The 24429-nt window shown below is 50.4% G+C and carries 21 protein-coding genes; 7 read left to right on the top strand and 14 right to left on the bottom strand.

The features are described from left to right. Nucleotides 1-4 precede the first annotated feature (4 nt). On the top strand, nucleotides 5-3238 hold the full coding sequence (locus tag AAC599_RS11440) for an error-prone DNA polymerase (protein WP_340150530.1): 3234 nt from the start codon (nucleotides 5-7) through the stop codon (nucleotides 3236-3238). 23 nt (nucleotides 3239-3261) lie between these two features. Here the strand turns inward: AAC599_RS11440 and AAC599_RS11435 are convergent, their stop codons facing one another. From AAC599_RS11435 to AAC599_RS11425, 3 genes are all read right to left on the bottom strand, one after another. Further along, nucleotides 3262-3927, bottom strand: a complete 666-nt coding sequence (locus tag AAC599_RS11435; RefSeq protein ID WP_340150529.1) for a type 1 glutamine amidotransferase — start codon at nucleotides 3925-3927, stop codon at nucleotides 3262-3264. Nucleotides 3928-3962: 35 nt separating this feature from the next. After that, nucleotides 3963-4997, bottom strand: a complete 1035-nt coding sequence (locus tag AAC599_RS11430; RefSeq protein WP_340150528.1) for an amidoligase family protein — start codon at nucleotides 4995-4997, stop codon at nucleotides 3963-3965. A gap of 220 nt (nucleotides 4998-5217) precedes the next feature. Continuing rightward, nucleotides 5218-6243 carry an amidohydrolase family protein gene (locus tag AAC599_RS11425; RefSeq protein WP_340150527.1) on the bottom strand — a complete coding sequence of 342 codons (1026 nt, stop codon included), beginning with the start codon at nucleotides 6241-6243 and terminating at the stop codon, nucleotides 5218-5220. Nucleotides 6244-6349: 106 nt separating this feature from the next. On the opposite strand from AAC599_RS11425, the gene AAC599_RS11420 reads away from it, so the two are divergent. Then, entirely contained in the window at nucleotides 6350-7210 is an 861-nt protein-coding gene (locus AAC599_RS11420) for an alpha/beta hydrolase (RefSeq protein WP_340150526.1), read from the top strand. 94 nt (nucleotides 7211-7304) lie between these two features. Then, nucleotides 7305-8000, top strand: coding sequence for a DUF6134 family protein (locus AAC599_RS11415; protein WP_340150525.1), 696 nt, complete (start codon nucleotides 7305-7307; stop codon nucleotides 7998-8000). 27 nt (nucleotides 8001-8027) lie between these two features. On the opposite strand, the gene AAC599_RS11410 is transcribed toward AAC599_RS11415, so the two are convergent. Genes AAC599_RS11410 through AAC599_RS11400 form a run of 3 tightly spaced genes read right to left on the bottom strand, consistent with a single transcriptional unit; the run spans nucleotide 8028 to nucleotide 11142 of the window. Beyond that, on the bottom strand, nucleotides 8028-8519 hold the full coding sequence (locus tag AAC599_RS11410) for a DUF3833 domain-containing protein (protein ID WP_340150681.1): 492 nt from the start codon (nucleotides 8517-8519) through the stop codon (nucleotides 8028-8030). Between the two features lie 29 nt (nucleotides 8520-8548). Beyond that, complete coding sequence (locus AAC599_RS11405; protein WP_340150524.1) at nucleotides 8549-9913, bottom strand: MFS transporter; 1365 nt, start codon at nucleotides 9911-9913, stop codon at nucleotides 8549-8551. After that, on the bottom strand, nucleotides 9910-11142 hold the full coding sequence (locus AAC599_RS11400; RefSeq protein WP_340150523.1) for a cyclopropane-fatty-acyl-phospholipid synthase family protein: 1233 nt from the start codon (nucleotides 11140-11142) through the stop codon (nucleotides 9910-9912). Before AAC599_RS11400 ends, AAC599_RS11405 begins: the two co-directional genes overlap by 4 nt. Before the next feature lie 131 nt (nucleotides 11143-11273). On the opposite strand from AAC599_RS11400, the gene AAC599_RS11395 reads away from it, so the two are divergent. Next, a complete protein-coding gene (locus AAC599_RS11395; RefSeq protein ID WP_340150522.1) occupies nucleotides 11274-11717 on the top strand; it encodes a nuclear transport factor 2 family protein in 444 nt (147 codons plus the stop codon). 24 nt (nucleotides 11718-11741) lie between these two features. Here AAC599_RS11395 and AAC599_RS11390 read toward each other — a convergent pair whose 3' ends face one another. Continuing rightward, complete coding sequence (locus AAC599_RS11390; protein WP_340150521.1) at nucleotides 11742-12593, bottom strand: DUF2189 domain-containing protein; 852 nt, start codon at nucleotides 12591-12593, stop codon at nucleotides 11742-11744. Nucleotides 12594-12937: 344 nt separating this feature from the next. Here AAC599_RS11390 and AAC599_RS11385 point away from each other — a divergent pair, with 344 nt between their 5' ends. Further along, nucleotides 12938-14914 carry an AMP-binding protein gene (locus AAC599_RS11385; protein WP_340150520.1) on the top strand — a complete coding sequence of 659 codons (1977 nt, stop codon included), beginning with the start codon at nucleotides 12938-12940 and terminating at the stop codon, nucleotides 14912-14914. A 49-nt stretch (nucleotides 14915-14963) separates the two neighbouring features. Here the strand turns inward: AAC599_RS11385 and AAC599_RS11380 are convergent, their stop codons facing one another. The 5 genes from AAC599_RS11380 to AAC599_RS11360 all read right to left on the bottom strand — a co-directional run bounded on the left by AAC599_RS11380 (nucleotide 14964) and on the right by AAC599_RS11360 (nucleotide 19785). Further along, the gene (locus AAC599_RS11380; RefSeq protein ID WP_340150519.1) at nucleotides 14964-15704 is read right to left on the bottom strand and encodes an enoyl-CoA hydratase-related protein; all 741 of its coding nucleotides are present in this window, start codon (nucleotides 15702-15704) and stop codon (nucleotides 14964-14966) included. Nucleotides 15705-16266: 562 nt separating this feature from the next. Beyond that, nucleotides 16267-17109 (bottom strand): alpha/beta hydrolase, encoded by an 843-nt coding sequence (locus AAC599_RS11375; RefSeq protein ID WP_340150518.1) that lies wholly within the window; start codon nucleotides 17107-17109, stop codon nucleotides 16267-16269. Nucleotides 17110-17124: 15 nt separating this feature from the next. After that, nucleotides 17125-17922, bottom strand: coding sequence for an ABC transporter ATP-binding protein (locus AAC599_RS11370; protein WP_340150517.1), 798 nt, complete (start codon nucleotides 17920-17922; stop codon nucleotides 17125-17127). Between the two features lie 16 nt (nucleotides 17923-17938). Further along, on the bottom strand, nucleotides 17939-18811 hold the full coding sequence (locus tag AAC599_RS11365; protein ID WP_340150516.1) for an ABC transporter permease: 873 nt from the start codon (nucleotides 18809-18811) through the stop codon (nucleotides 17939-17941). A gap of 8 nt (nucleotides 18812-18819) precedes the next feature. Continuing rightward, complete coding sequence (locus tag AAC599_RS11360; protein ID WP_340150515.1) at nucleotides 18820-19785, bottom strand: NrtA/SsuA/CpmA family ABC transporter substrate-binding protein; 966 nt, start codon at nucleotides 19783-19785, stop codon at nucleotides 18820-18822. A gap of 125 nt (nucleotides 19786-19910) precedes the next feature. On the opposite strand from AAC599_RS11360, the gene AAC599_RS11355 reads away from it, so the two are divergent. Continuing rightward, nucleotides 19911-20825: a LysR substrate-binding domain-containing protein gene (locus AAC599_RS11355; protein ID WP_340150514.1), complete on the top strand. Its 915-nt coding sequence runs from the start codon at nucleotides 19911-19913 to the stop codon at nucleotides 20823-20825. A gap of 403 nt (nucleotides 20826-21228) precedes the next feature. Here the strand turns inward: AAC599_RS11355 and AAC599_RS11350 are convergent, their stop codons facing one another. Continuing rightward, on the bottom strand, nucleotides 21229-21549 hold the full coding sequence (locus AAC599_RS11350) for a DUF4823 domain-containing protein (protein ID WP_340150513.1): 321 nt from the start codon (nucleotides 21547-21549) through the stop codon (nucleotides 21229-21231). 227 nt (nucleotides 21550-21776) lie between these two features. Here AAC599_RS11350 and AAC599_RS11345 point away from each other — a divergent pair, with 227 nt between their 5' ends. Beyond that, a complete protein-coding gene (locus AAC599_RS11345) occupies nucleotides 21777-23420 on the top strand; it encodes a thiamine pyrophosphate-binding protein (protein ID WP_340150512.1) in 1644 nt (547 codons plus the stop codon). 8 nt (nucleotides 23421-23428) lie between these two features. Here the strand turns inward: AAC599_RS11345 and AAC599_RS11340 are convergent, their stop codons facing one another. After that, the gene (locus AAC599_RS11340; protein ID WP_340150511.1) at nucleotides 23429-24370 is read right to left on the bottom strand and encodes a LysR family transcriptional regulator; all 942 of its coding nucleotides are present in this window, start codon (nucleotides 24368-24370) and stop codon (nucleotides 23429-23431) included. Nucleotides 24371-24429: the final 59 nt, after the last annotated feature.

Below are 24429 nucleotides of genomic sequence, written 5' to 3'. Positions count from 1 at the left end.
AAAGATGCTCCGGTTTGCCGAGCTGCATACGACAACCAATTTTACGTTTCTGGAAGGTGCCTCGCATCCGGAGGATTATGTCCGGCGGGCAAAGGAATTGGGGTTGGAAGCCGTTGCCATTACGGATCGTAACTCGCTGGCCGGGGTCGTCCGGGCATATGCAGAATCCCGAAAGATCGATCAGCGTATCATCATTGGCTCGGAGTTGGCTCTTTCCGACGGGCAGTGTCTCGTTGCCCTGCCCACCGACCGGGATGCTTATGGCCGGCTATGCCGTCTGATCAGCCTCGGGCGGCGGCGGACCGAAAAAGGGCAATGCCTGATCCATAAGGAGGATGTGCTTGACTGGAGTGAGGGTATTCTTTTCATTTTGCAGGCGCCGGAAATACTCGATTTCTCTTTTGAAGAAAATCTCCGCTATTGGGTGGCAAAACTGGGATCAAGTTTGTATCTGGCGGCGGAGAATTTATTGCTGGGCCATGATGATATGCGTCTGGCGCAACTGCATGAGATTGCGAAGACCCATGACATCCCGATGGTTGCCAGCAACCATGCCCTGATGGATGTGCCGGATAATCGCAAGGTGGCCGATATTCTCACCTGTATCCGGGAGCATTGTACGATTGAACAGGCCGGGAGGCGCCTACAAAAAAACGCGGAACGGCACCTTAAAGGTACGACTGAAATGCTGGAACTGTTTGCCGGATATGAAGCCGCCGTCCGGGAAAGCCAGAAAATCAGCCGCCGGATCAACTTCTGTCTCAGTGAATTGAAATATGAATATCCGGATGAGGTATCAAACGGCCAGGACCCGCAAACGGAGCTGGAACGGCTGGTCACCCATCGTCTGCCTGTCCGATATCCGCCGCATTTATTTCCGCTTGGCGTTCCGGAAAAAGTCACGGAACTTATCCAGCGGGAACTGGCCGTTATCAAGGAGCTGAAATACGCCCCGTATTTCCTGACCATTTACGACATTGTCCAATTTGCGACGGAACAGAGAATCCTCTGCCAAGGGCGGGGGTCGGCTGCCAATTCAGTGGTTTGCTATATTCTCGGGATCACATCTGTTTCGCCGGACCGGCTTGATATGGTTTTTGAACGGTTCATTTCTGCCGCGCGTAACGAGCCACCGGATATCGATGTGGATTTCGAGCATGAACGCCGCGAAGAAGTTATCCAGTATATCTATGAGAAATACGGGAGACACCGTGCCGGTTTATCGGCAACCGTCATTTGCTATCGCGCCCGGTCCGCCATCCGCGAGGTGGGTAAGGCGTTGGGCCTGTCGCAGGATTCCCTTTCTTCTATGACCGGCCTTATCTGGGGATGGTCGCGTTCGGATTCGGCAACCAGCCGCGAGCAGATACGAGCCGCAGGCCTCAATCCGGATGATAAAAGGCTGACGCTTTGTTCGGAGCTGGCGCAGAAAATAATGGGATATCCCCGCCATCTATCCCAGCATGTGGGCGGGTTTGTGATCACCAAATCACGACTTGATGATATTGTTCCCGTGGAAAACGCGGCAATGGAAAACCGTACCGTCATCGAATGGGACAAGGATGACATTGATACGCTGGGAATTCTGAAAGTCGATGTGCTGGGCCTTGGCATGTTGTCCTGCATTCGCAAGGCTTTCGGGCTTTTGCAAACTCATTATGGTGTTTCCCATACTCTGGCTTCGGTGCCGGAGGGGGACGAGGCGGTTTATGACATGCTGGGCCGGGCCGACAGCATTGGCGTCTTTCAGGTGGAAAGCCGGGCGCAGATGTCCTTTCTTCCGCGGATGAAGCCACGTGACTTCTATGATCTGGTGATTGAAGTGGCAATTGTTCGCCCCGGACCTATCCAGGGCGATATGGTCCATCCTTATATTCGCCGAAGAGATAAGAAAGAAAAAGCCACATATCCTTCGAAAGAACTGGAAGATGTTCTGAAAAAGACGCTCGGCGTACCGCTTTTTCAGGAGCAGGCAATGCGCATTGCGATTGTCGGTGCTGGCTTCAGTCCCGACGAGGCCGATCAGCTACGCCGCGCCATGGCGACCTTTCGAAAGATGGGCACCATTAATTCCTTCCGCGATAAATTCATTCAGGGAATGGTCGGGAACGGGTATGAGATCGAGTTTGCAGAGCGGTGCTTCAAACAGATTGAAGGGTTCGGGGAATATGGGTTCCCTGAAAGCCATGCGGCTTCCTTTGCTTTGCTTGTTTATGTGTCCGCCTGGCTGAAATGTCATTATCCCGATGTATTTGCCTGCGCCCTTTTGAATTCCCAACCCATGGGGTTTTATGCCGCTGCCCAGATTATCCGTGATGCCCGTGAGCATGGCATAGAGGTCAGGCCGCCGGATGTTAATTATTCGAACTGGGACAGTATTCTGGAACTTGGCGAAAGCGGATTGGCCTTACGGTTGGGACTGCGTCAGATCAAGGGATTGAATGAGGAAGATGCAGACTGGATTGCCGCAGCCCGCCAGAACGGGTATGTGACGGTTCGTGATTTGTGGTTTCGCGCTGGTATAAGACCCGCAGTTCTAAAACGGCTTGCAAAGGCAGATGCGTTTGCCTCGCTTCAACTGTCCCGACGGGATGCAATCTGGCAGGTAAGCGGAATAAAAGGGGAGAGCCCGCTACCGCTTTTCGCTTACGCCAAAGAAGATGAGCAATCACTTGACCCCAGCGTCACATTGCCGCCGATGCATATCGGTGAAAATGTCCTGCAGGATTATCAATCTCTTCGCTTGAGCTTGCGGGACCATCCGCTCAAGCTGCTTCGGCCGCGTTTTCCCGGTACAGTGCAGGCCAAAGCCCTGCTTAATACTCCTCATAAACACTCTGTAAGTGTTACCGGCCTCGTGCTTGCCCGTCAGCGCCCGGGAACTGCCAAGGGCGTTATTTTCATGACCTTGGAGGATGAGGAAGGAAGCATTAATGTTGTTGTCTGGCGGAAAATATTTGAACGCTATCGCCGGGAAGTGATGACCGGACGGCTGGTCGGAATATCGGGCGTTTTGGAGCGAAAGGGAATTGTGACGCATCTGATTGCAAACCGTATTACTGATTTTTCCCATTATCTTGAAAAACTTGATGATGAGAATTTTTTGTCAGGGAGGTCAGAAGCAGGTTCAGGACATTCCGCGCACCCGCAAAACACGTCCCGTCAGAAGCCGATCAACCCGCAGAGGCACCCGCGTGATATGACAAAGTCACTGTTTCCCTCCCGGGATTTTCATTGATGTGACGTCAATATCCTCCGGATTTACAAAGCTGGAGAATGGGTTTTGCTAAATGAGGTCGTATCGACTTTCTCTCCGTGGTGCGCATTTTCAATAAGGGCACGAAACAGGGCTTGCTGATGACTATCAAAAACTAGGAATTCCGGGTGCCATTGCACCCCAATGAAAAACCGTTTGTCATTGTGCTCCAGCGCCTGGACGAAATCACCCTGATCGCAGGCGGATATGGAGAGCCCGTTGCCAAGGATATCTACGGCCTGATGATGCAGGCTATTCACACGAACCATATCCTGTCCAAGGATGTCACGTACTTTGGTATCCTGTTTTACAGATACAATTTTACGGGCCAGCACGGTGCGGATATTCGTCTTTTCACGCGGCATCTTGCGTATGTCGCTGAACAATGTGCCGCCGAAAAACACGTTCATCATCTGCGCACCGCGACAGATGCCTAAAACCGGCAGATCCGTGTCGATTACAAAACGCAGCAGCTCCAACTCCAACACATCGCGTTCGGGATCAATACGAACATCTATGTTGATTTCGCCGCCATACAGATCAGCACCGATATCATCACCCCCGCCGATGATCAGGCCGTCCAACCGCTCGGATGGAAACTCGCGTCCCGGAGACAGGAAGACGGCTTTTCCGCCAGCGCGCCATACCGCCAGCCAGTCGAAAAACCGCATGATTCTGCTTTTATAGCGGGAAACCGTAATTCCTATTATGGGCTTGTGAGATTTTCGAGCCAACGGCCGACCTCCTTCAGCCGCTCCCCTATGGAGCTCCTGGCGTTAGCGAGGTAGATGTCGGCCAACCTCCGGAGATTTTCCTTGTCCGCCGCCAGGGCTTCCACCGCAACCCAGCGGTTCCACTCCCGGACAACACTCCAATCAGGATCGGAAAGGCACATGTTCGGCAGCCGATAATGAAAGGTCGGGCGTGCTTTTATGCGGTCATCATCCGTAAGGTTGGCCAAAATATCAGGCGCTAAATGTTTAAACAGAGGCAGCATATCAAGTTCCCGGTTACGCGTTGGGTTCATTGCATAATAATCCTTAATAAAAGCCTCTAGGTCCGGCTCATAATCAGGCGCCAATATCTTAACAGCGTAGTCTTGGGGAAATGGATCGATATGCGGGAGGATTTTCCGCATGAGGTCAATGCGGATTTCATCGCGCAGCCAATCCGACAGCAAAATATAGGCACGCAGGACGGCTAGCAAATATTCAACCTTTTCGCTGGCAACTTCCGGATTGAGGTGGGCGCCGAAACTATACACAAGGCTGTCGTCGGTACCCTTGGCGCCATGCGTCCGGAGGGCTTCAACCAGACTCGCGAGCTCTCCCAGCTCATCCCAGGGAATTGGCGGTGTAACGATTTCCGTGGGGACTACGCCTGCAATCGCTTTGCCGACCCAGTGCTGCCTTACATGAGAGTTCAAATTGCGGACGGCTTCAATGTCCTCTTTGCTGACCGGCAAGGGACTCTCTTTCAATATATCTCCGATGTCTCTTTTCGGGTGAACGAACTGCGTATCAAGTTCAACGCGGAATTCGCCCCATTTAGTGTCCACAACGGATAGCACAAATGGCAATTCAATCGGTTTCACGGTACCATGGAAGCATGCGGCCACCTGTTCGGCGGCCTGTTCAGATGACAAGCCGGCAAACTCCAGTTCCACTCCGACGTGGCGGGTGTTTCCCGACACGTTATGTGTCCTGGGAGGAGTGCGTACGCCTGAGCGTTCATCGTTCAAGATTATTCTCCAACAAAAAGATACCCCTTAATTTGTGCAAAACCTTCTTGATCTCCTCGGAAGTCCTGCCATTGCATGAGATACAGGAGGCATGGTGCGCGAAATGGAACTTTAAACCGCAAACATACAGATTGTATGGTCATGCGCCAAGTGTGATGGCTTGTCCGGGTGGCATCACGCCGCCGCAATGCCAGCGTACAGTCATTTGATCATTTGCGGGTTATGCCAGCCGGTATACCCGGCTTGCAGTATCATGGAACAGAGCCGCCTTTTCTGCTGCGCTATAATCGGCCGTCAGCCGCTTGAATGAATTCCATAGAATATTATAGCTGCAACTCACCTTGTCGACCGGAAAATTGGACTCAAACATACAGCGGTCAGGCCCGAACTGTTCGATTGTATGATCATAGAACCGTCGGGTTGCCTCCATCAATTCCATGCTGGAGGGTGCGCGCTGCATGTGATGCCAGCCGAAGCCGTTGATTTCCATATTGATACCGCCGAGTTTCGCCACGACATTCGGGCACTTCGCCAACTCAGTTATGGATTTCTTCCAGGCCGGAAAATATTCATCTTGCTTCCCCTCGTAGGGGCCGATCCCCAAAGGTCCGCCAAAATGATTGAGGATTATTGTCGTGTCCGGAAAACTGCGGGCGAGATCGGTCAGCTCCGGAATTTGCGGATGATAACACCATGCTTCAAAACTGAGGCTCCGGGGGGCCAGCTCCGTAAATCCTTTGCGAAAATCGGTATCCAGATATATGCTTTTGATTGTCGTCGGGTGGGAGTTTGGTATGTCATCGCTCGGATCCCAACAGGCGCGATGGCGAATACCGCGAAATCGTCCGCCGCCGGCCGCAATATGGGCATCCAGTACAGGCCCGACATTCTCGCACAGCGTGAGATCCGCGGCGCCTACGATACCCGCGGCAACATGTGTCTCGCCATAAAGCCCGGATGCACTCATTGCGGAAATACCGTTGACGAATTCGGTTTCACCAACCGGCTTCATATCTTCCGGACCGGTTGCGCGGTACATGGCCCCGCATTCTATAAAAACGGTAGAGACGATATTATGCCCGCTCTTTACGTCGACAAGAATCTCATCCAGAAGATACCGCTCTGTTATCCTGCCGGGCCGCAGATCCCACAGGTGATGATGGGGATCGCAAATCGGCAATGCAGGATCCAGGGTTTCTTCCTGAGTCGCATTTAACCAGTCAATGTTAGTCGGGACACCGGTCATTTTTGTTCTTACTTTCCCAAAGCGCTTTAAGTTAATATCAAAAAAGAAACCGAGAGTCCTGTTATAAAATACCTAACCGATTTGATACTCATACCGGGAGCCGTCCATGGGTCCAACCTCAAACAGTTATATTTCACAGCGTATCAAGCTTCATTACGTGGACTGGGGAAATCCGGACGCGCCGCCGCTACTGCTTATACATGGTGGGCGGGACCATTGCAGAAACTGGGACTGGGTGGCGGAAGAACTGCGTCATGACTGGCATATCATTGCGCCGGATCTGAGGGGACATGGAGACAGCGGTTGGTCGACTGACGGCAACTACAGCATACAGAGCTATGTCTATGATATTGCGCAGCTAATCCATCAGAAAGAATTAAGTCCGGTATCAATTGTTTCTCATTCCATGGGCGGCAGCGTAGCGCTTCGCTATACCGGTCTCTATCCGGAGACTGTCAGAAAGATTGTCGCAATTGAGGGCCTTGGTCCGTCTCCTAAGATGATCAAGGAAGCCCAGGCAACACCAGCCGTCAAACGCTGGCGGGACTGGATTGATCAGAAACGTGCGGCAAGTGCCCGTACGCATCGCAGATATGAAACATTTGACGATGCGCTCGCACGGATGAAATCCGAGAATAAACATTTATCGGATGAGCAGGCCCTGCATTTGACGATCCACGCTATCAATCAGAATGAAGATGGCACGTTCAGCTGGAAGTTTGATAACTATATGCGTGTCTGGGCCCCCTTTGACATTGCCCAGGAGGAAACGCAAAAGCTGTGGGGTGAAATTACCTGCCCGACAATGCTGTGCTATGGCAATGACAGCTGGGCCTCGAACCCAGTCGAAGACGGACGCATAAAGTATTTCAAAAATGCGATCGTCAAGAACTACGAAAATGCCGGCCACTGGCTCCACCATGACCAGTTTGAACGCTTCGTTTCGGATATGAGGGAGTTTTTATAATGGTGTGAGAAGAGGCGAGCTCGATCGCCTCTTCTTGTGATCCGGCGGCAGATTTATCGCGTATCTCTATTAAACCTTAAGGAAGGATAGAGGCGTGAAAAAATTTCTTTTCGGAGGAATGGTCGGATTATCGATGATAATGAGCCAACCGGTAAATGGTCTGGCAAAGGATAGCCCTCGCTCCGTCAATCCAATGTCACTCTATGGCAACGAAATTGTTTTCGATGTCTATCGAGAGGGAACCCTGGTCGGATCCCACACAGTCCAATTCAGCAAAAGTGACGGATATTTGAATGTCCGAAGTGTGTTTCAACTGGACATTAAATTCCTGTTTATAACCGCCTATAGCTATCTCTATGAATCGGATGCGCGCTGGCGGAATGATCAGCTGCAAAAGCTGGAGGCGCGGGTTGATGATAATGGAGGCTTGTCCGTCGTAAGAGCCGTTCAGGAGGGTGACGGTATGCGGATCGAGAGCGTTAATGGACAGGCTGATTCCGAGATTTTACTGTTTCCGACGAACCACTGGCATGCTGGCGTTCTGAACCAGACTCAAGTGTTGAATACTTTGACGGGGCGTATCAATGATGTGCAGATCGTTGACGGAGATCGCGAGACCGTCGATACCGAAAGGGGACCCATTCAGGCGACACACTTCGCTTACACTGGGGATCTGGAAAATGAAGTCTGGTATGATGATGCAGGCCGATGGGTAAAAATGCGCTTTAAAGGCACTGACGACTCCATCATAGATTATGTCTGCCGACGCTGTCAGGGTGGCGCTTCATAGGAGAGTGATCACACTCCAAACAACCAATTACTTCGTAAAAGCCAATGTCACGGTACCGAGCTCAATTCCCCATTTACTGACTTTCGCCCGATTCAACATAACGCCGGACGGCTGCAAATACATCCAGTCGTCAAAATGAACACGGATTGTGCTGTCGTCTACCTTCAGATCCATGTAATATTGCCAGTTCAGGACATTTCCGTAACTTTCGCCTGTGGCAACGCCGACAATATCGTCAGCACGCCCCTGATATGTATGATCGTCTATTTTCTCGATGGTCCAGACACGGCGCTCCCGTTCGCCGTCGCTATAGAAAAACTCCTCATTCAAAACCAGTTTCTCGCCGTCCCAAACACCATTGATATCGACCGTGAATTCACGGCGAAGGTTCCCAAAACGGTCCTCGAAGATACCGGATGCCTGGGTCTGTCCTTCAAAGAATTCCTCAAGTACAAACCTTGGTTTTGCATCTTTAAAATCGGTGGGTTTCATCTGCATGCATCCCGTGAGAGTTATCATCACTATCAGGGCCGTAAAGAGACGGGCTTTCACTGTGTCAACTCCTTCATGTTCCCGAGCTTAAATTGACGCTTCTTCAGCCGGTGCCGAATGATGTCATGGCGTTTCCGGGTTAGTGGAAAACGCCACACAACTGTGATGGCGGCTATTTTTATTACGACGGGAACAAAGGCGTAGATCACGGTGATTGCCGATTTTCCGGCCTCGGTCGGTGCGTCAGGATCAAACCCCAGAACTTCAAGGGCCGGCAGCGCGAGGCCAACGGAGAGGGCAAGGGCAAGTTTGGTGCTCATCCCCCATAGGGCGAACTGTATGCCGGCACGCTCCTCTTTAAACCGCCAGCGGTCATAGTCGAGCACATCGGCCTGCATGGCAGGAGGCAAAGTCAGGTCTGCGCCAAGTGCCATGCCGGTAATCAGACATACGATGGCGAATGCCGTAAAGGCACCGCTTGGCAAGACGGGCACGCTGATGAAGGCAAGCGCGGCTGCGGCCATTGCCCAGCACCAGGTCCGGTGTTTTCCAAACTGCTTGCTGAGTTTCAGCCAGATCGGGATTGACGCAATGCCTGCACCAAAATAGGCAAGAATGAACAGTGGCCGGATTTCCTCTCCCGCACCTAGTCCGAATTCGAGATAGATAAAGAAAAGGGCCGCAGGAATGCCATTTGCCAAGCCGTTCAGGAACCAGGCTCCTAACAACCGCAAAAATGGTCCGTTGGAAATCACCGAACTGAAATATGCCCCTGTCAAGGTCGATTGCCCCTGACGTTCAACGGGCCCGTCCGGCACGTACCATAGCAACAGAGGAATTACGACTGCACCAAGTCCAATGGCGAGCCAGGCGATGGCACCGATGGATTCTGAAGAAGCCCACCCCATATCGGCGGTTATCGCTGCGAGGGCGCCAGCGCCGAAAATCCCGACTAATGTCATTGCCTCCCGCCAGGAGGTCAGACGCGTGCGATCGTCATAATCGTCGACCAGCTCGGCGCCCCATGCCAGATAGGGGACCGACACCATGGTCCAGCCAGTGTAAAGAACTATCGACCATAAAAGCAGGTAGAGGCCGCCAACATCGCTCGGCGGGTTAAGGATTTTGTATAGGCCGAAACCGGCAACAACCGCACCGATGGCAATCCAGGGTTTGCGCCTGGCCCCTCGAAATCCATATTGATCGCTTAAATAACCAATCACCGGATCGCTGACCGTATCGAACAGGCGTGCCAACAGCAGAAACAGGCCCGTTGCCGCGAGACCAAGGCCGAGTTCCACACCGTAAAGCGCAGGAAGATGGATATAGACCGGAATGGTCGGCAAGGCGACTACAAAGGCAGTCAGGGCATACAGGATCAACCGGCCGCGCGGGACGCCCTTATTGGCGTTGGGTGTCATGCTCTCTCGATCATGAACTGACCGACATCAATGGTGCCGTGGTCGAACCCTGCCTCACAATAGCTGAGATAGTAGCGCCACATGCGATAGAAACGCTCGTCAAATCCAAGCGGGGAAATCCGCGGCCAGTTTTTACAGAATAATTGTTCCCAACGCCGCAAGGTTTCGGCGTAGGATTTTCCGAAAAAGAATGCGTCCGAAAGCCGGAATCCGGATTGATTGGCAACAGATGCGAAGGCTTCCGGGCTTGGCAACATGCCGCCCGGGAAGATATAGCGCTGGATAAAGTCCGGATTACGTCTGTAATTTTCAAAGGCTTCGGCGTCGATCGTAATGATCTGCAAGGCAGCCTTTCCGCCGGGTTTCAGGCAGTTATCAACTACATTGAAAAATGTCGGCCAATATTTTTCCCCGACAGCTTCAAACATCTCAATAGAAACGATCTTGTCGAAAGTCTCGGTTATATCACGATAGTCCTGAATTCGAATGTCGACCATTTCCGACAATCCCTGTCGTGCCATGCGGTCCCTTGCAAATGCCGCCTGTTCCCTGGAGAGTGTCAGGCCGACGATGTGGCAGCCAAATTCCCGAGCCGCAATTTCCGCGAAGCCACCCCAACCGCAGCCTATTTCCAGAATCCGATCTCCGGGTTTGAGATCGAGTTTTTTAGCCAACCGCGTATACTTTCGGCGCTGCGCTGGAACCATTTCCTCGTTCATATCTTCAAAGAGCGCCGATGAATATGTCATCGTTTCGTCAAGCCAGTGTTTATAAAAATCATTGCCGAGGTCGTAGTGGGCAGCGATGTTCCGGCGACTCCCTTTTTTGGAATTTCTTCGACAGGCATGGCGAAGGCGGCCTGCTAACCGCATTGCCCAAGTAGGGCCAAGTGATGCCGACAAGGCATCCGCATTGTTCTGACCAAGCATTAAAAGCGTTGTCAAATCCGGTGAATCCCAGTCTCCGTCCATGTAACTCTCGGCAAAAGCGGTATCACCGCCCCATAGCGTCCGGGTAACGACCCGCATGTTATGAATGTCGAGATGGGCATGCTGTCTCGGGATCGTGCCTTCGAAAGTAAAGCTGTGGCCGCCCGGCATATTCACCGTTATTGTTCCATGACGAATGCGTCTCAGCCAGGATTTCAGCAAGCGTGCTCTCAGATCTGCGTTGCCGGTACCATCAGAAATACTAGGAGATGCAGCGGCCGTTGTCGCGGAATTCTTCATATTGGACATTGCCTCGCGATGTGAAATAGTCGTTATTGTGATTTACGCGGCATGAGCCTGTATGGATCACTTGTTATGCACGGGACAGCATTGGAGCTTCAAAAAGTAGAAGAACTGTTGGGAGGATTGGGGTGAAATCTCAAAATCAACACTGGTACAGAAAAATTATACAGCAATACTATCACGGCTGCTCCACAGCGGATTTCGATCTGATGATGTCGACATTCGTTCCGGATGTTGTGCATTATTTTGTCGACCATAGTCCGGTTCGCGGGGCTGCGGCGCTGGCGAATTATTGGGTGAAAGTCGGACCTAAAACACAGGCATCATGGACTCTGGACCATATTCTCGTTCAGGAGCCGGAAGCAGTGATCGAATGGAGTATGCCCTGGACGCCCCCTCAGGACCAAAAACGGCAGGTGCTGCGCGGCACGGAATGGTATCTATTCAAAGACGACAAGATAGCGGAAATCCGAAGTTACCATAACAACTACTATCTACATGACCCGAAGAACCTGGAACTTTGGGATTTTCCATATGAGGCACGCGGATACCTTCGGCAAATCCTGAAATAGAGCTCGACGTAAAGTCTTTGAAAATTACTCTGTCGCGGAAATTGAGGCGATGGAATGTGTCTCGCCCGCGCGGAGATCGCCAGACATCACCTGCTTATATGCGTGCCAGGTCGCATGGCCTATCAGAGGGAGTGTCACGATCAGTCCAATACCGGCGGTAGCAAGGCCTATTCCGGTAAATATCACGATTGTCGCTGCCCAAAGGATCATGGCGTTCCGGTTGCGGACCACCGCATAGGCGCTGGTGATGAGGGACGACAGCAATACTGAGTTCCTGTCCATCATCATTGGCATGGAGAAAGCACCGATAAAGAAGATACAGGTCGCGAAAACGGCACCGACAGCGGCAATGGATATCCCGAAATAGACACCTTCCATGCTGAGCGCGCGCATCAGAATGATGCCCCAGTCGGGCATGATGCCGGGGAAATTCAGCGCAAATACCGTGAAGGAAATGCGAATCCAGACTTGGAAGACAAAGGCAAGCGCGACACCAAAGCCAAAAATCCCAAGCTTGTTGTAACGCGCGGCGGTAACCGCCGCCATAAGGGTCACTTTTTCACCCGCGGCGTAGCGGCGGCTGATTTCATAAAACCCGAGACCAACAGCAGGGCCGACAAGCAGAAAGCCAGTCAGGCCTGGCAAAATCAGATATGGCCAACCCATAAAGTAGAAACCAAAGGACAAGATCATCCCACAGATAATGAATAAAGCGGCATAGCTGATGCTAACGGCGGTATTGGCTTTCAGATCAGCCCATCCGGCAGCGAGCCATTTCCAGACATCTTCGGTGTAAACGTCCCTCACCAGAGCCATTTCCTTGACCAGCAAAACGTCTCTTTTCAGACCATCAGCGGCTTTTTCTTCGTTCATCATGCTTCCCTCCCAAAGCATATGCATACCCGAAAAGTTTAAAAGTATTTCAGGTTTCAGTAAAGCCACCGGAACAACGACAGAAGGGCAATCTTGGCCGGAGGCGAGCTATATCGAAACACATACTTTTCAGGCCTTCAAGGCTTGCCAAACGGCAATTTATCATCATGATAGTCTCAAGGATCATAAAAATAACAAAATACCGACTGTCAGGCTGGCAATCTTTTCATCACACACCGTTATAATATTTCCAGGTTGGATTTTAGTCGCGCCGAAAGGCTTTTAAGCTCGATTGATGATAGTCTTCTTCTCGTGCAGACGAGGGAAATAGGGAGTTGATAAAAACAATGAACGAAGTTTCACGCCAATCAATAGTCTGGGAACCAGATGCGGATATCATCGCGCAAAGTAACCTCACGGCTTTTATGAGAGAGCATAATATTCCCGATTATGAAACCTTGATGCGACGCGCGGAAGAAGAGCCGGAATGGTGGTGGGGCGTCATTGCAGATCGCATAGAGTTTATGAAACCCTATGAAAAGATTCTGGATATATCGCAAGGGGTGGAGTTTCCTGACTGGTTTGTCGGAGGAACAACCAATATCGTCGAAAACTCGTTGGACCGCCACCGCGATACCGATATCTGGACGTCGCCCGCAATCCTTGGTGAATCCGAGGCCGGGGAGACCCGGATATGGACCTATGAGAAGTTGAGTGAGGAGGTGTCGAGGCTGGCGGCAGGCCTCAAATCCCTCGGCGTTACGCCTGGTGAGGTGGTCGCAATATATATGCCCAACGTCAATGAGGCTGTCGCCGGATTTCTGGCAATCACCAAGATCGGTGCTGTAGCGATGCCGCTCTTTTCCGGCTTCGGGGTAGACGCGATCGTTGCTCGTCTGAAGGCATCCGGCGCTGTTGCGATCCTGACGGTAGATGGCACTACACGACGTGGCCAAACAGCACCAATGAAGCAATTTGTCGATGCGGCCGTTCTTCTGGCCCCCGATGTCAGAAATGTCATCTGCCTGATGAACGCAGGTCTTCAGGTGACCATGGGCGAAAAGGATGTCGACTGGGCGGAGCTGTGCAAGGACAAACCGGCCAATATGCCTAACCTCGAACTTCCGGCGGAAGCGCCTGCGCTGCTCGTCTTTACATCTGGCACGTCAGGCCTTCCGAAAGGAACGGTACATACCCATGGCGGTTTTGCGGCGAAGCTCTCGCTCGATCTCGGTCTTATGATGGATATGAAGCCGACCGACCGGATCATCTGGTTTTCGGATATGGGCTGGCTGGTCGGGCCGATTCTGGCCTTTGGCGCAACGTTAATTGGAGCCTCCTTCGTGTTGGCCGACGGAGCGCCTGATTACCCCAACTCTACGCGCATGTGGTCGCTGGTCGAAAAGAATCGTGCAACCTTTCTGGGCGTTTCTCCAACGCTCATCCGTGGTTTTATGCATGGCGCCGGATTAGGGAATAATGACATCTCCTCAATACGGATTTGCGTCTCAACCGGAGAGTCATGGACGCCGGATGCCTGGTGGTGGACGTTTAAGAATGCTCTGCAAAGCAAAGGGCCTATCATCAATTATACGGGAGGTACCGAAATCGGCGGCGGTATTCTGTCAGGCTCCGTCCTGCGTCCTATGAAATGCTGTGCCTTCTCCGGTCCGGTGCCGGGTATGGGCGCCGATATCGTTGATATGGATGGGAACCCGGTTGGCCCGAATAATGTGGGCGAATTGGTCCTGCGCAAGCCATCCATTGGCCTCAGTCGTAGTCTTTGGAATGACGATGAGCGGTTTCTTGACAGCTATTGGCGGGACATTCCCGGATGCTGGCGCCAGGGCGATTTGGCCATACAGGACGATGAAGGTTTCTGGTTTGTGCTGGGCCGATCTGACGACACGCTTAAAATCGCCGGAAAGCGAACCGGGCCCTCGGAAATTGAGGCCCTGCTGACGGAAACGGGCAAGGTATTGGAGGCGGCCGCGATCGGCATCCCGGATGAAATCAAGGGCGAGAGCGTCGCCTGCGTGGTCGTGCTGAACAAGGACGCGGAACCCGGCGCAGCCATTGAAAAGGAGCTATCGGACGCCGTTATCGCGGGTCTCGGTTATCCGTACCGGCCGAAATTCATCCTGACGGTCGCGGCATTGCCAAAGACACGCAATATGAAGGTGATGCGCCGCCTTGTTCGGGCTGTTTGTCTTGGCAAACCATTGGGAGATATTTCATCGCTGGTTAATCCCGAAGCCTTGGAATCCGTGTTGCAAGCCGCCGTTGAAAGCGGGCTTTTGACAAAGGCTGACGCAGATTCATAAGTATATTCGTATTTGAGGAGACTCTCCCAATCCTCACGCCGTGGATAGTTCAGTTGCCAGTGAATTTCGGCGCGCGCTTTTCTGTGAACGCAGCCGCGCCTTCGGCAAAGTCGTCGCTTTCCAATACCGCGCGGGTGTCGCGCAAGGCGAGCCCGGAACGTTCTGACGGACCTTTGGCTAGCACCTCACCAACAAATCGCTTGACCATTGAAAGTACCATAGGGGCGCTATCTCTTAATTCCACGGCGTAAGCCATTGCAGCTTCCATAACCTCGTCTTTTGGAACGACTTTGTTGACTAGGCCGACATCATATGCGCGCGCGGCACTCATCTCTGCGAGGCCATAAATAAACTCCATGGCAACTTTATGTGGAATGCGGGCTGCGAGCGATGTAATTAGCCCGCCGGACAAGCCTACCTTGGCTTCCGGATAGGTGAATTTGGCTTCTTCAGACATAATGCAAAGATCACAAAACTGAACCAGGACCACTGCGCCACCTACGCAAATACCGTTTACAGCGGCAATGACAGGTTTGTCGACTTCAACGCCGATGCCGGGGACAAATTTCCAGAGCTCTGGCGGGTCCGAGAGGTTCGCGCCGACAGAAAAGGCTTTGTCACCACCGCCTGTCAGGATAGCCACTTTATCGTCTGAGGCGTTAAATCGATGCCAAGCGTCGTGAAGTGCATCAACTATATCATGGGTCAGGATGTTTAGATTTTTTGAGTCCGTGAGTGTGATGATGGCGATATTATCGCGGCTTTCATATGCTACGGTTGATGCGCTCATGGCTATTCTTCTTTCTAGTGAGATTTTTTAGCAGCGGTTGGATTGGTGAGTTTTACATCCTAAAAGATGAGTATTTGCTTTCTCCTGTCGTGATTTTCAGTCTTACTTTAATATGTGGGGTAGGTTTTATAGTCAATGGAGTCTAACTGACTTCCATAAGGGAGTCAGACTATTCCGCCGTTAAAACAAAATTGCTTGTTCTCGTCGCACAGACAAATTTTGTCAAATGAGTATATTTAGTGGAGTACTATAGTGTTACGTATTTTTGTTGTATTGGAAAAATGGTGCCCAGGGCAGTCCCCTAAGCTCTCTGGAGCGCATTCCTGTGAGGAGGGCGGTATATTTGATGGTTGCGTCGGCTTTAGTCATCTGTCCTGACCCGGCGTAGTTAGTATTCCCGCAAACTCCGTCTTTGGGTTTTGCGATGTAGAATTTACTATTGGCTGAGACATGATACATGTCGGTTCTTATTAATCTCTCGATTTGAAGCCGGTCGTTCGTATATCTATATAAAATAATGAGGTCCAATAATGGAGCCTTGTAGAAGTACAGTATTCTATTACTACTTTTTGGGTAGAATTAATTTCTTTAATTCAGATACAAGTAATCCGTCTGGACGTGCGATTTCCTCTAAAATCGTAAAATGATTGTGGCCTTCGGGAATAGTGAGCTTTGCGCTCAATTCTACTTGGCTTAATCTCGCGGAGAATTCTTCTGATTGCCGTCGTAATTCGCATAATTCATTACCTCCAACAAACAACAAATAAGGTATTTTTCTTGAGGGTAAACTTCTAATTGGACTAAGTGTTTCTATCTCGTTTCTTGAAAGCTGGAGTTTCTCGTTTATGTATGTTTTTTCTATAGGCTCCAGGTCAAAGATACCACTGATCGATAGGACGCTTGTTACATGGGTATGTTGAGCCGCAAGAACTGCGAGATGCCCACCGGCGGACCAGCCGCCGACATGTATGCTGGTCGGATCGAACCCCAAGCCTGTTGCGCGTGCATAGAGTAAGTCGATCGCAGCATTAATTTCACCAACGATTTGGGTCAAACTGGCCTCGGGCGCGAGTGTATATCCAACAACAGCGACATTTATACCATTCGCCACCAGACATTCCGAAACAAAGGAAAAAGTTTCCTTGCGATTGCGTTGCCAATACCCGCCATGAATGAACACAAAAAGCGGAGAGTTAATTTTAGGTGCGGCAAAGTAATCAATTTTATTTCTAGGGAGTGGCCCATAAACGATATCAAGATAGGCGTTTGCTTTTGAACGGATTTTTTGGCCTTGCTTTTCCCATTCAGCAATTATGCTCGCGCTCTCTTTAACGGCAGCTGAGTTGTTATAGGCAGCGTCAAGAGCCCGCTTGTCCATTCCTAGATAGACTTCAAGTGAAACCATTTTCATATCCAGTTTTTAATCGCTAATTATTGATTTCGCTTGGCGTACGGCCCCTAGGTTACTGCTAAGCTTTCGGGTTATTGTTCGGCGGAGGGCATTAAATTTTTCAGATGATACATCACGTGGGCGTGGTAAATCGACGGTAATATCGCTGTCAATACGACCGGGACTCGCGCTCATTACGACGATCCGATCTGCCAGAACAACTGCCTCTTCAACCGAATGTGTAACAAAAATAACCGTTAGATTTGTTTGCTCCCAAATTTCAAGGAGTTCTTCCTGAAGTTTTGCACGGGTCAAGGCGTCTAGGGCTCCGAAGGGTTCGTCCATTAAAAGAAGATCTGTGTCGTTGGCTAGAACACGTGCAATAGCGACCCGTTGCTTCATGCCTCCGGAAAGTTGGCTTGGATAGTGCTTGGAAAAAGCCGTAAGACCAACCATCTTAAGGAACTTTTCAGTAATGTGACGAATTTCCTCGCTCGAAAGGCTGCGATGACGGGGCCCAAATGCGATATTTTCGTATACGGTTAACCATGGGAATAAAGCATAATCCTGAAATACTATACCGCGATCGGGGCCCGGTTCATTGATAGCTCGCCCATATAGCGCAGCCTCTCCAGAAGTAGCGCTTTCAAAACCTGCGATAATTCGGAGCAATGTTGATTTACCGCAACCAGAGGCACCCAAAAGACATATAAACTCGCCTTTTTCTATGTCCAGATTGATATTATCAAGCGCCTGCGTGTCGCCACCTGCGGATTTAAATAATTTATCCAAGCTGGCAACCCGCAGGATCGGCGGTGCATTTTTCATTCGTGTGGCGCTAACTCTAGACATGATGTTGCGGGCTCCATCTTAGAAGGCGGTTGTTGAGCATGATTATGAGACGATCTGAGAAGAATCCTACCAAGCCAATTACAATCATTCCTGTGATGACAAGTTCAGTTCGAGATAGCGTCCGGCCATCCATGATTACGGCGCCCAGTCCTTCGGGGACTCCCGTCATTTCTCCGACAACAATCAGGATCCAGGCAAACCCGTGACCGAGGCGCAGGCCATTGAATATGCTCGGTGTTGCTGCAGGCAGAACAACAGATCGAAATAGTTGAGAGCCTTTGCATCCGAGCATTGAAGCCGCTTCAAAAAGCTTCTCATCAACTGATTTAACGCCGAAAACAGTGTTCAAAAGGATCGGGAAAAATGCTCCTAGAAATACCAAGAAAATGGCTGATCTCGGCCCTAGGCCAAAAAAGATCATAGAAAGAGGAAGCCATGCAGTGACGGGCACTGGCCGAAGCAATGCAAGTGTCGGGTCCAGCATTGCCCGAAGCCAGGCAAATCGACCAAGCATGATGCCCAAAGGGACGGCAACGACTGCTGCGAGCAAGAAGCCGCCATAAACGCGTTGCAGGGATACCCATAGGTGAATGGGTAAGCTTGCACTGAAGGCATCATCATAGATGCCGCCAAAGGTAAAATCCCACATCATAAGAACGACTTCACTTGGCGGGGGGATCAGGCGTGTGCCAGTCCACTTTACCATCAATGACCAGAAACCGATCAGTGCGACAGGAACAATAACTGCGATCAATATTTTTTGGGCGCGGTTGATAACGGTAGTGAGAAGCGCGGGCCGCGCCGGGGAGGAAACCCCAGACACGGCATGCCTTTTTTCACTCAAAACTTGTGTTTCATTCGACATGAGATGGCTCACATTGCCTGAATCTTTTTGACGAAGTCCGCTACAATAAATGTGTCATAGTCAGGAAGTTCACGGATTTGCTTCTTGTCCAGCATTTGGGTTCCGTAATAACGGGCCTGCTCCAAAAACAGTTCGTCAATCTTCCAGGTCAATTCGACATTCGGAGCTGCCTTGGCGATTGATGCCTCAGGCTGCCCAAGCTTCTGCATGGCTATTTCCACAAACGCGTCGCGATTACTCATAGCGTACTCGGTTGCCTTACTGTGGATAGTCAGCAGAGTATTTACCAAGTCGGGGTCAGAACTTACTTTTTCCTGGCTGGTAGTCAAAACCATGTTCAGGGAACCGGTAGGTGTCGAATAGGGATACTCGACGATTTTGCCAACGCCTTTTGCAAGGCTGATACCCGGCCCGGGTTCTGCACCTACGTAGGCGTCAATATCACCACGCTCTAGCGCTGGCGCCATGTCACTAAATGAAACGCGGATCGGCTTGATATCCTTTATACTCATGCCTTCCGCGGCTAGTCGATCAAGAATAACAACTTCCTGCGTTGAACCTGGCCAGATAGCAACCTTCTTTCCGGCAAGATCTTTGATGGTGTTGATATCTGAGTCGATACCGGAAACCACGGCCATACCGCGGTTACACGCGGCGCCGACGACGACGACAGGCTCACCCCCGGCTGCGCCCAACGTGGCGGCGGCCAGGCCATAAATACCAAAATCGACCGTGCCTGTGACAACAGCGTTCTTGCCGTCTGTCGGGCTTTCAAAGGGAACAACTTCAATCTTGTAGCCTTCTGGCGCAAACTTTTGATAAAAATAAGGAGTTACCCCGTGGATGAGCTTCAGCGTTCCAACTTTGATCACCTTGTCTTCAGCCATTACTGGAGTGACTATATTTACCGCGAAGGCAGTAATAGCTGCTGTCAATACGAAGCGCATAAATGTTCGGCGGGTTCTTCTTTGCATATTAGTCTCCTGGGTCATGGGTTGCTGTGTGGATTAAATCACGATGAAGAGAGTGTATGCTGCAGCGCACAATTTAAAAAATTTAATGTTTTTATTTATTTTATAAATAATATTAATATGTAGCCATGAAACCTCCCATTGACCTTCGCCTGTTGCAGGCCTTTATCATTCTGGTAGAGACCGGTAGTGTTTCTGAAACCGCACGTCGCATCGGCCGCACGCAACCCGCGGTGACTTTACAAATCAAGCGTTTGGAGGAGGCGGTAAACGCAACGCTCTTTGACAATGTGGGACGGAAGCTTGTTCTTACGAGTAATGGGGAGTTGTTGTTGGGTTATGCGCGGACAATTATGAGTCTGCAAAGTGAGGCTATGGCTAGGATCGCCGCCCCAAAATTAAGCGGTAGGGTCGTTCTTGGTGTGCCCGACCTTTATGCTGCCTATATAATGCCGGAAATTCTGTCGCGGTTCTTTTCAGCATTTCCAGATGTCGAGATAGAGATTCGGACACAGCTTTCCAGCCCACTGATTGCGTCATTGGAGAAAGGAGAAATTGACCTTGCCCTGGTGACAGGCATGCGGGCGTTCAGTGAAGGTCAGATTGTCGCGCAGGAGCCATTAGTCTGGGTCACGGGCACGAACCGGTCAATGCACGATAAAAATCCCGTGCCGCTGGCTTTATTGCCCACTGGGAATGTTTTTCGTGATCTCGCTTTGGCGGGCTTGGAAGTAACCGGACGTAAATGGAAGGTTTCATTGGTTAGTACAAGTATTTCTGGACTGCACGCCGCAGTCCTAAGCGGGTTCGCCGTTAGCGCGATTGCTAAGAGTTCCATAATCGATGGTATGAGAATTCTTGGAGAGGCGGACAGTTTTCCCGAATTACCGAGCGTAGATCTGGTTTTGTATCGTGCCGGCAATAGCAAAAATGCTGCGGTTGACGCCATGGGCGACATGATAGCGGAAGAACTCGCACGGGCTGGTATTCCCACCGGGCGCAATACTTTTAAGACGCAAGCTGGTAGCGGAGCAATTCCATAAGTGATCTTCGATCTAAAGTTCACAGGAAAAATATCTCTGCAACTCATTGCCAATGAACTCTACAGTCAGGAGATAAAGTCACCTAGAGGGCGCCCGTGGTCCAAAGGGACGATCAACAATATTCTCAATAAGCTAGAAATAGATCACCGGAAGTAGTTCTTTAGTTCAATAAGTAGTTTTTTTAGTTCAATATCGAAGCCCTAGGATTTGGTGCCTTTAGGTAGGGGCATCCCGCCATGAACGGTAAAAACTCTCTCCGATCCGTATACTCCCTACTCGAAATTTGTCACATTGGACATTTCGTTAACTATCAAGGAGTTACGTCAACTCTGTCCTATTCTGTCTCGTTTCATCCTGCTATTTGTCAATTTTTGCTTATGAAGAACACTTCAATCTTCTCGCATCACTTCATTAAGAAATTTTTAACGGTCTTGAGCACTAAACCTAACGGATGATCTTCACCGAATGTCGCAAATCCGATCTTAGCATTTACTGTTTTCGATGCAGTCTTCTCTCCGGAGTGAGCATCATAGATGACGTAGTTTATTGTTATCTTATCTGAAACAAGACTCCATTCTGTTGCCCTGCCTTCCAAGTACAAGATTTTTGGGGCGAATAGATAATTTGCAGTAGCTGAGCTTGCTCTCTCTTTAGCTATCTTCAGCGCCCCCACATTTTCATCTATTACAAAATCAAACTGATTGATGCTTGGTTCAGCCGCCATGACTGCATTTTCGTCTGGCCTAGTGCGCTGTTGGTATTAATTTTTGCCCACTTCTTCTTTGGGGTTTGCGGTGCGAAATTTGCCATACACCGGATTCTATGGCCCCTTATGAATTGCCGTTTTGCGCTCTCTGTGCGCTAAATTTGGTAGTTGTTCCTGAAATCCGTACCGGTAACCTATATTCAGGCTTGGACTATAAAGACAGTTAATCAAGGAGAGCAGGTTTGATGGCGTCAAATGTCGCTGAATATTTATGGCGAAATGTGAGTGCCCTAGGGGTAAAAACGGTTTTCGGATTACCGGGCATCACAACATTACCGGCAATGGAAGCAATGAGGCGACTTGGGGAGCCGGATTTTGTTGTCACTCGCCATGAGCAGTGCGCAGGTCATATGGCGGACGCAACCGCAAGGCTTGGCGCAAAAATTGGTGTTCTGCTCGTTGATCTTGGTCCGGGATTGGCAAACACGCTTACGGCGGCACTTGCCGCGATGCGTGATTCTTCACCGCTTCTCATAATTGCGGGTCAAGAGCATCAGTCGCTTATTGGGCGTGAAGTTTGGCATGAAATGCCGGAGATTGCTGTTTTTTCTCCGATGCTGAAATTTTGTGAACGGGTCGAGAGCACTGACGCTTTTCCGAGGCTTCTTGACAGAGCTTTGCGCTTGGCAATGTCGGGTCGGCCTGGGCCAGTTTTGTTAAGTGTACCCAAAAATCTCTGGAATGAAGAAGTAGCCTCTCCTTTCAAGAAATTTGCTCATGCCTATCCGCCAGAGCCGGCTGCTGCAGCCGTCGATACCGCGGTTGAATTGTTGCTAAATTGCGAAAGGCCGGTTGCTGTAGTCGGAGGTGGAGGGCGGTCTGCCGCAGCTAGAGAGTCGATACGCAATATGTGCGAGCGCTGGGAAATTCCCGTCGTAACATCCCCAAATGGTCGTGGAGCATTGGCAGAGGATCATCCTCTGTGCCTGGGCCACGCAGGTCGTTTTGGGCAGGCGCATGCCAGTGAAACTTTGAAAGAGGCCGATCTCGTCCTGTCTTTGGGCTGCCGGCTGGATGATCTCACAACACATAATTGGTCGCTGCTTAATCAAGATCAGGCAATTATTCAGGTCGATATAGAAGCTTCGATGATTGCGCAGAACTGGAAAGTTGATTTGGCTATTGTGGGCGATGCGGGCGCTTTCTCGAAGAAACTTTCGGAGAAATTTCGAGACCCTGCAGCTCCTTTCTGGAATTTGAGACCGAAAGCTGAAGACCGTTTGGCAAAGCGCAAATATTTTTATGAGATTTATGATGACATTGCCGTTAAGCCACAAGCCGTTATGAACGCGCTTGAGGAAAATGTATCTGTAGATCATACGATCGTTATGGGGGGAGGGCGTTTTCAGCAGTTTGCTGGGGAATGGCTCGTTCGTCAGCCGGAGAACTTCTTTTATGCGGCTAATTCCGGCACTGTCGGCTTCGCTTTGTCAGGTGCCATTGGTGCGGCGATTGCTTCTCCGGAGCGTCAGGTCATTTGTGTCTTGGGAGATGGTGACTTCAGCATGCATTGCCAAGAACTGGAAACAGCTGTTCGGACTGGTGCGAATGTTAAAGTTGTGATTTTGAATGACTTTGCCTATGGCGCTATGAAAGCGCGTCAAGAATATAGTTATGGTACTGAGTATGGGAACGCTGATTTCGCAGTATTGGCAAAATCTTTTGGTGCCGACGGGCGTAAGGTTATAAAAGGTAATGAAATAGTGGAAACAGTGAAGTGGTTGCTCCAGGCAGAAGGGCCAGCGCTGATAGATGTCCATATCGATCTGGAAGAAAACAGATCGCTGCTGTTTGGGCATGATATCGGACAAAAGGAGGACACAGACTGACCGTACATCTACTTCACATGAGTAAGCCTGTCTTCCGCGAACATCAAAAATTCCTTTGCAGCGACCGGCAACAATCTCTGAGATAGAATGCAGAGGTCAATAGTCCCGCCTGTTAACGCATTGGAAGTTATGGGTCGGGCGATGAGTTCTCCGGCTTCCAGTTCCTTTTTAACGGCATAGGTGTGTAGTATTGAGATACCGTCTCCATTCTTTGCGAAAGCCCGCAGCGCTTCAATGGAGTTTGTTTCCAGCGTGGGATTAATGGGAATCTTTGCTTCACGGCAGGCCTGATCAAGAAGATTACGGATTCCAAATGTTGCGACGGGTATTGCAATGGGGCTTTGTGCAACACTGCGCAAATCGAACTTCTCAATATTACTTGATTCAAAATCTGGCGCCATTATCGCCATCACAGGATCTTTAATTCTAAGGCGATATTCAATTTTTTCCTGAGCGGGCGCATTAAATGCAAGTCCGATGTCTGCTGTGCCAGCCAACAGTTGGGTTGTCACATCTGCTGCACTCGCCACGAGGAGCTGAAAATTAATGTCGGGATACTCTCTCCTAAAGCTGGAAACAAGTGGGGAGAGGAAGGAGCCTATCATTCCTTCAATGGCTGCAATTTTTACTGTCCCGAGCTTCATATCCCGTAGTTGTTGAATTTCAGAGCCAAGCCTGCGAAGAGCGAGCAGGCTGTCGACCACATACTCGCTGTATATTTCTCCAGCCGCAGTCAACTTCATGCCGCGCGGCAGCCTTTCAAATAACACCTCTCCAACTTCCGCCTCCAGTTTTGAAATTTGCCTGCTAATGGCAGAAGAGGCGACATTGAGTTTATCACCTGCTTCGCGAATTGAGCCGGTCTTTGCCACTTCATGGAAATAACGTAAGGCCGTGAGATGCTGCGCATCTCTCGCTCTAGGCATTAATGACTGAAGATCGCGGTCCATGAGAAATACCTTTATCCCTAAATCTAGTGAGGGTGAAGACTAGGATTGTTGTTGCCAAT

It is taken from the genome of uncultured Sneathiella sp. (assembly GCF_963976355.1).
Taxonomy (GTDB): Bacteria; Pseudomonadota; Alphaproteobacteria; order Sneathiellales; family Sneathiellaceae; genus Sneathiella.
This window is presented reverse-complemented; position numbering and strand designations above follow the sequence as displayed.

Coding starts and splice junctions, on each gene's coding strand:
- AAC599_RS11440 (WP_340150530.1), top strand. CDS start 5: ATGCTCCGGTTTGCCGAGCTGCATACGACAACCAATTTTACGTTTCTG.
- AAC599_RS11435 (WP_340150529.1), bottom strand. CDS start 3,927: ATGCGGTTTTTCGACTGGCTGGCGGTATGGCGCGCTGGCGGAAAAGCC.
- AAC599_RS11425 (WP_340150527.1), bottom strand. CDS start 6,243: ATGACCGGTGTCCCGACTAACATTGACTGGTTAAATGCGACTCAGGAA.
- AAC599_RS11420 (WP_340150526.1), top strand. CDS start 6,350: ATGGGTCCAACCTCAAACAGTTATATTTCACAGCGTATCAAGCTTCAT.
- AAC599_RS11410 (WP_340150681.1), bottom strand. CDS start 8,519: ATGATAACTCTCACGGGATGCATGCAGATGAAACCCACCGATTTTAAA.
- AAC599_RS11405 (WP_340150524.1), bottom strand. CDS start 9,913: ATGACACCCAACGCCAATAAGGGCGTCCCGCGCGGCCGGTTGATCCTG.
- AAC599_RS11400 (WP_340150523.1), bottom strand. CDS start 11,142: ATGAAGAATTCCGCGACAACGGCCGCTGCATCTCCTAGTATTTCTGAT.
- AAC599_RS11390 (WP_340150521.1), bottom strand. CDS start 12,593: ATGATGAACGAAGAAAAAGCCGCTGATGGTCTGAAAAGAGACGTTTTG.
- AAC599_RS11385 (WP_340150520.1), top strand. CDS start 12,938: ATGAACGAAGTTTCACGCCAATCAATAGTCTGGGAACCAGATGCGGAT.
- AAC599_RS11380 (WP_340150519.1), bottom strand. CDS start 15,704: ATGAGCGCATCAACCGTAGCATATGAAAGCCGCGATAATATCGCCATC.
- AAC599_RS11375 (WP_340150518.1), bottom strand. CDS start 17,109: ATGGTTTCACTTGAAGTCTATCTAGGAATGGACAAGCGGGCTCTTGAC.
- AAC599_RS11370 (WP_340150517.1), bottom strand. CDS start 17,922: ATGAAAAATGCACCGCCGATCCTGCGGGTTGCCAGCTTGGATAAATTA.
- AAC599_RS11365 (WP_340150516.1), bottom strand. CDS start 18,811: ATGTCGAATGAAACACAAGTTTTGAGTGAAAAAAGGCATGCCGTGTCT.
- AAC599_RS11360 (WP_340150515.1), bottom strand. CDS start 19,785: ATGCAAAGAAGAACCCGCCGAACATTTATGCGCTTCGTATTGACAGCA.
- AAC599_RS11355 (WP_340150514.1), top strand. CDS start 19,911: ATGAAACCTCCCATTGACCTTCGCCTGTTGCAGGCCTTTATCATTCTG.
- AAC599_RS11350 (WP_340150513.1), bottom strand. CDS start 21,549: ATGGCGGCTGAACCAAGCATCAATCAGTTTGATTTTGTAATAGATGAA.
- AAC599_RS11345 (WP_340150512.1), top strand. CDS start 21,777: ATGGCGTCAAATGTCGCTGAATATTTATGGCGAAATGTGAGTGCCCTA.
- AAC599_RS11340 (WP_340150511.1), bottom strand. CDS start 24,370: ATGGACCGCGATCTTCAGTCATTAATGCCTAGAGCGAGAGATGCGCAG.